This window comes from Ligilactobacillus equi DSM 15833 = JCM 10991 (genome assembly GCF_000615765.1).
In the GTDB taxonomy this organism is placed as follows: Bacteria; Bacillota; Bacilli; order Lactobacillales; family Lactobacillaceae; genus Ligilactobacillus; species Ligilactobacillus equi.
On sequence record NZ_BAMI01000083.1, the window covers coordinates 1 to 5682 of the forward strand.

General features: G+C 32.8%; 5 protein-coding genes and 1 pseudogene. 3 read left to right on the plus strand and 3 right to left on the minus strand.

What is annotated here, in order from left to right; genetic code table 11:
- The first annotated feature begins 336 nt into the window (after positions 1–336).
- From JCM10991_RS11060 to JCM10991_RS11070, 3 genes are all read left to right on the plus strand, one after another.
- Entirely contained in the window at positions 337–2070 is a 1734-nt protein-coding gene (locus tag JCM10991_RS11060) for a DUF262 domain-containing HNH endonuclease family protein (protein WP_025021515.1), read from the plus strand.
- 179 nt (positions 2071–2249) lie between these two features.
- Positions 2250–2474, plus strand: a complete 225-nt coding sequence (locus tag JCM10991_RS11065) for a hypothetical protein (protein ID WP_025021516.1) — start codon at positions 2250–2252, stop codon at positions 2472–2474.
- Positions 2475–2495: 21 nt separating this feature from the next.
- Complete coding sequence (locus tag JCM10991_RS11070) at positions 2496–4031, plus strand: DNA/RNA helicase domain-containing protein (protein ID WP_025021517.1); 1536 nt, start codon at positions 2496–2498, stop codon at positions 4029–4031.
- Between the two features lie 151 nt (positions 4032–4182).
- Here JCM10991_RS11070 and JCM10991_RS16510 read toward each other — a convergent pair.
- From JCM10991_RS16510 to tnpB, 3 genes and pseudogenes are all read right to left on the minus strand, one after another.
- A pseudogene (locus tag JCM10991_RS16510) lies at positions 4183–4299 on the minus strand (hypothetical protein); the annotation flags it as partial.
- 12 nt (positions 4300–4311) lie between these two features.
- A complete protein-coding gene (locus JCM10991_RS13925; protein ID WP_081782008.1) occupies positions 4312–4800 on the minus strand; it encodes an IS66 family transposase in 489 nt (162 codons plus the stop codon).
- 122 nt (positions 4801–4922) lie between these two features.
- Positions 4923–5195, minus strand: coding sequence for an IS66 family insertion sequence element accessory protein TnpB (tnpB, locus tag JCM10991_RS13930; protein WP_081782009.1), 273 nt, complete (start codon positions 5193–5195; stop codon positions 4923–4925).
- Positions 5196–5682: the final 487 nt, after the last annotated feature.

Below are 5682 nucleotides of genomic sequence, written 5' to 3' on the forward strand. Positions count from 1 at the left end.
TATAAATCTAGCAAATCTTCATCATTTTCCCCTTCGACAATTAAAAGTACTGCTTTTCTAGATGCCATCTATTTCTCACCTCTATTTACCTTACCACTAAGACGTAAGGCACGTCTAATATCCCCACTTTTGACAGGTTCAAATAATTCCTCTTTTTCACCGCCTAATTGAATCGTACCTTTTGCTTAATAAAAAACAGAAATGCCCTAGTATCACTGATTATGTCAATGATACTTAACTAGCACCACGCACAAGATAAATAAATATTGATCTTTACAAAATACTAAAAATATGATCCAATAATACTAACCTAATATTTAAAGGAGACTTGCAGCAATGATCTACAATGATTTACTATCATCAGAAACGCTAAGTTTAAGACAATATTTAAACTTAGAAAATGGAATTTACACCATTCCATTCTCACAAAGGCAATATGAGTGGTCTAGAAAAGAAGTTACTCGACTTTTTAATGACTTAATTGCTGTTTCTCAAGATCCAGATAATAATCATATTCTAAATTTTTTTACTTTCTCAAAAAACGAAGATAGAGATACATTAGAAATTTTTGACGGCCAACAGCGTACTATCACTAGCATGTTAATTATTGCAAATGTTCTCCAAAGAATTGCTATTGACGATCCATCTGCAGCTGACCAGTATCGTGATCGATATGTAGAGCAGATTGATCGTATGTCAACCTCACAGCAGCAAAAGAAACGAAAACTCCTTTTTGATTCTACGGCAGATTGTGACTTTTTTTATAAAATTACTGGCTTGAGTTTTAATTCAAACGACAATGCATCTGTATTGAATGACAAAAAATTAATAGGGAACCAAAAAAAATTAGCTGATAATTACGTTATCATTTCTGAACTTTTTGATGAATATCTTGAAATAACAAAAGAAGTTTCACTCAAAGAAATTATTAATAGTATTTTGGATCATACATATCTTATTCGACTCATTGCTGAGAGTGAGGAAATCGCACAAAGTATGTTCGAAACTCTTAATAATACAGGTCGTAACTTAGAAAAATATTATGTGTTAAAAAATGATTTCGTTAGAGTTTTGGGTGAAAATAATGTCCGAGATACTTGGAACGATATAGATAGCAACGTACAAGAAAAAAACCGTAAGAACTTTCTCATAGCTTTCACTACGTTAGTTTATGGCAAGTATCAAAAAAATCAGTTAGTTTACGACACTAAAACTAGTGGTGAAAATGTTTTGGAACACCTTTATTATAATATAGATAACAGCAAAACTGGTGACATGACGGCACTAATGGACAATATTAAATTGGCTTCAGCTTCATTTATGTGTATTTGCGATCCTTCACAATATGCGAACGCATCCGTAAACGATAAAAATGAATATTCGCAACTTATCAATCGATTATCGATGTTTAACATCAAACAACACCGTCCGCTAATTCTTGCAATGATGATGAAAAATATTGAAATCGGTAAGATTAACTTCTTGCTCCGTAAAATCCTTTCTCTCGTAGTACGTAATATATATTTTAGAGAAGATAAGGGAAATACCGTTGAAAAACCATTTTCTCAAATGGCCTTTGAATTTTATAATGAACAAAAATCATTTGATGAAATCTGTAGTCAAATTGATAAACTTAAAATTAAAGATAGTAGCTTAGTGTCTGCCATTCTTGATAAGAAAATTCCAACTAGTCAAAATCGTAAAATCGCCTTTATTTTAAGTGAAGTTTATAAACGAAAACTTAAAGGTACTGAAGTCACAATAAAAGACAATTCTAACGATTTAGAACATATTTTACCACAAAACCCAGCTCACGGAAGTCAATGGTTAAAAGACTTTCCTGACGAAGAAATGCGTAACGAACTTACGTTTAAATTAGGAAATCTTACTCTATGGGATAATGGTACTAACCGTAGTGCTAAAAATAAAGAATTTGTTGAAAAATGTAATTATTTTAATAATAGTCTTTTAGAAGAAAACAAGAAGATTGCTTGTCACAAACATTGGACAGAAGAATTAATTCTAAAACGTACTAAACAGTTAGCCAAAGAAATTTGCCAAGTATTTTAAGTACTTCTGAAATAAAAATCCCTAAAAGGAAGATAAGTGAGGCTTATTTACCATTGTCTGATAAAGCTCAAACAAAATGTAGAGCTCACTCGTCGGTAAGCGTCACATAAGATAGCCTCCTATTCAATTGATGTCACTTGGTATAATTAAGACATCAATTGATATAGGAGGCACTTTTCATGAAGTTAAGTGATGTTGTTGCGTTTGAGCTCTTAGATGATGAACCACAACGAACTAAAACTAAGCCAGATTTAGTTGCACAAATTAATGTTGAAGGTGTTTTTTTAATGGAGCGTCTCGTGATGTTCTCAACGGAATTAATAAGTACTTATGGCATAGGAGTAATCATGTTTCCAGATGTTAGTAAAAAGCAGATTGCAAGAAACAAATCGATATTTGTATAAACAAGACGAAGGAGAGTTCATATGAATTATATAACTTTAAATGAATTTATTGCAGCGTATGAATCTGATACAGTTGAAGAGATGTATACTATAAACGGCATGAATATAGAAAAGAAACATGAAATTGATGATTTTTATAAATTTTCAAAACTATTATTGAATTGTTATGATTCTGAAGAAGTTAATAGTGTTGATATTTGTGGATGGTATTTTGGAGTTGATTTAAAGATACTTCCGGATTTTGATGCTCTTTGCATCACAGACAGATGTATTTTTAATCTTGACTTGAAGCATAAATCACCAAAAAAGGAAAGTTTAATTAAGAAATTTAGAACTCAAACAAAATTTTTAAAAATTTCTCAAAGTAAGTATAAAGACCTAAAATTAATATCTTGTTCGTTTGACGCTGAAAAAAAGATTCTTTATAACTATGACGAAAGCTCTGAAAGTATTCTTCCGATGGATATGAAGAAGTTATATGATGAGCTAAACGTAGGAAATGCTCTTGGCAAGAATATTGTTTTAGAGCTAGAGTCAAGTGATTACATAATATCACCGCTACAAAATATAACAAAGTTCCTAAATGGTGATTACTGGCTAAATACTAATCAACTAAACACTGTAGAGAATGTTATGAAAAGTAAAAATTCACTGATGGGCATATACGGTAAAGCAGGAACCGGTAAAACGTTATTAGGATTGGATATTGCAAGAAGGTTAGTGAATAACGGTAAAGCTGTATTGTATCTTTTTTCAGGAAATAAAAGAGATACACATAAAGAATTAAAAGAAAAATTTACAAATTTGCAAGTTAAAGGTATTAAGGAATTAAAAAGTATAAACTTAGACGAGTATGACTTTGTTATTATTGATGAGGCACAAAAGTTATACCAGTGTAATATGAATTATTTATTAGACTGGGGAGAACGTAATACTCTAGGTAAGAAGATCCTCTTCTTGTTCGATAAGGGACAGGTACTATCGGATAAAGACAAAGGGAAAGGTCTATATAATTATTTAATGGGGTGTAAAAATAAGGGACTAGCCAGTCTTTATGAATTAGATAAAAATATTCGAACAAATGATAAGATTTTATATTTTATTCGCTATATCATGAAAGCAAATGATATTCCAAAAAATGTGTCAAAAGCAGAGATAAGGAATGCAGTAGACGTTAAGTATTTTTCTTCAGCAGTAGGTGCAATTTCTTGGATCCGTAGACTTAGTGAGAAGGACGGTTTTAACTTTTTGGTACCCGCGGGTGATAAGCTACGTAAATCTAGTAGAAGTAAGTTTGAATTTGTATCAGATTTATACAAGGAAACGCATAGTGTTATCGGTGATGAATTTGACAATGTTGTAACTTATATTGACGATAGATTTGAGCTTACAAAAGGTAGAATGCCTCACTTGGTTAAATCACCGAAATATAGCGAATATTATTATATTGACAATGAACTATATGTTAATATGACTAGAGCAAGGAAGAAACTTTCGATTGCGATTATAGATAATCCAGCGGTATATAAATATATTGTTAAGTTTCTTCAGGAATAGGTTAATAGGTAAGCACGGCGTAATGTAAGCACAACATAACAGGATGTAAAAAGAAGCGATAGAAGAAATCCACTAATTAGGACTTCACCATCGCTTCTTTATTTTCTATAATTTTTTCAAGCTACATATCGTCGTCGACCGGCAAGTGAGCTTAACATTTTGCCTGAATTTCATCAGACCATGGCAAATAAGCGTCAACGTTAGAATTTTTTCGCAATTCCAGCTGTTCGAAGATATATTTCAAGTATTTATAAGCATCCAAATTGTTTAACTTTGCGGTTTAAACCAAAGTATAATATACTGCGTTAGCTTGGGCACCCTCATAAGATTTAGAAAATAAACTATTCTTGCACCCCAACGTAGTTGGGCGGATGCATTGTTCAACTTCGTTGTTTGATAATGGCATGCCTCCTATTCTAAAAATTCCTTCAAGTCTACTTCTTTGATTAAAAGAATACTTAATCGCATTCTTCAATCGACCATTTGAAGTATTAACTTGAGAAATGAATTCATAGAAGTCATCCAGTAGTGGCTTCACAATTTTATTTCTATCTACTACTTTTTCTTCTGCTGTTTTATATTCCAACTGCTTCTCCGCATGAAATACTTTCCCGAGTAGGGCTATCGCTTCTCGGGCTACAGAATGCGTTTTTCCTCTCAGAGCTTTGGCTATCTCAACAAATTTTCTACGAATATGAACCAAACACGCCCCGAAAACGATTTCTGGATAGACGTTAGAGCTATATCCAGTCCATCCATCACATATTATCGCACCGCTATATTAGAAGAACCACGTGTATCAGAGTGCTTGTAAAAAGTTCCCTTTTTAGCTGGCTTGATTCGTTTTTCAGGTAATGGATTTAAGCCCTGAAGAAGCCACTCAATTTGTTGCTAAGTTATCTCAGAAACCTCTTCACGATTTCTAGGCCACTGAAGTCGCCCATTTTCAAATCGTTTGTAAAGCATAGTAAAATCTTCGCCGTCCCAATAAAGTCCTTTAAAGCGATCATTTCTGCGTCCACAGAATAAGAAGAGCGAATCGTCATAGACATCCATTTCATAGTAATCTGTGATTAAAAGTGCAAGACTATTAATCCCTTTACGTAAGTCAGTATTCCCACAAACGATATACACATGTTTTGGATAATTGTAGTTAATCAGCATATTTCATCACCATTTTTATAATATCTTGTAATAGTTCTTCCTTCGTTTCATCAAAGACTGATATTTTGAAGGATGTTGTTTGGATATCTGCTATTATCTTTTTTCTACTGTACTTTGGTTTTCGCTGCGGACGTCCCTTACCGGAAAACAGAGCTTTTGCTTAATCCACCTCCGGTGACTTAAAGTTGACTGATACAATTTCTGTTATCTTTTCCATTAAAAAATCCCTCCGTAGTACTGATTTTCTTCCAGTATACAGAGAGATTGCCCGATAGTTAATACGGGGGTGTTATAGGGTGTTTACGCATTTATGACTTGCCTCATTCCAGTCACTACCATATTTTCCATACTAATCAAACAACCCTGTTGCAAATTTATACAAACAGGGTCGTTTCTAAATTAAGTTATTATTAATAAACGTAACACATACCATTAACTAAACTTTTCGCTAATGTACTGTGCCATACTTTCCATATCGGTGAACATT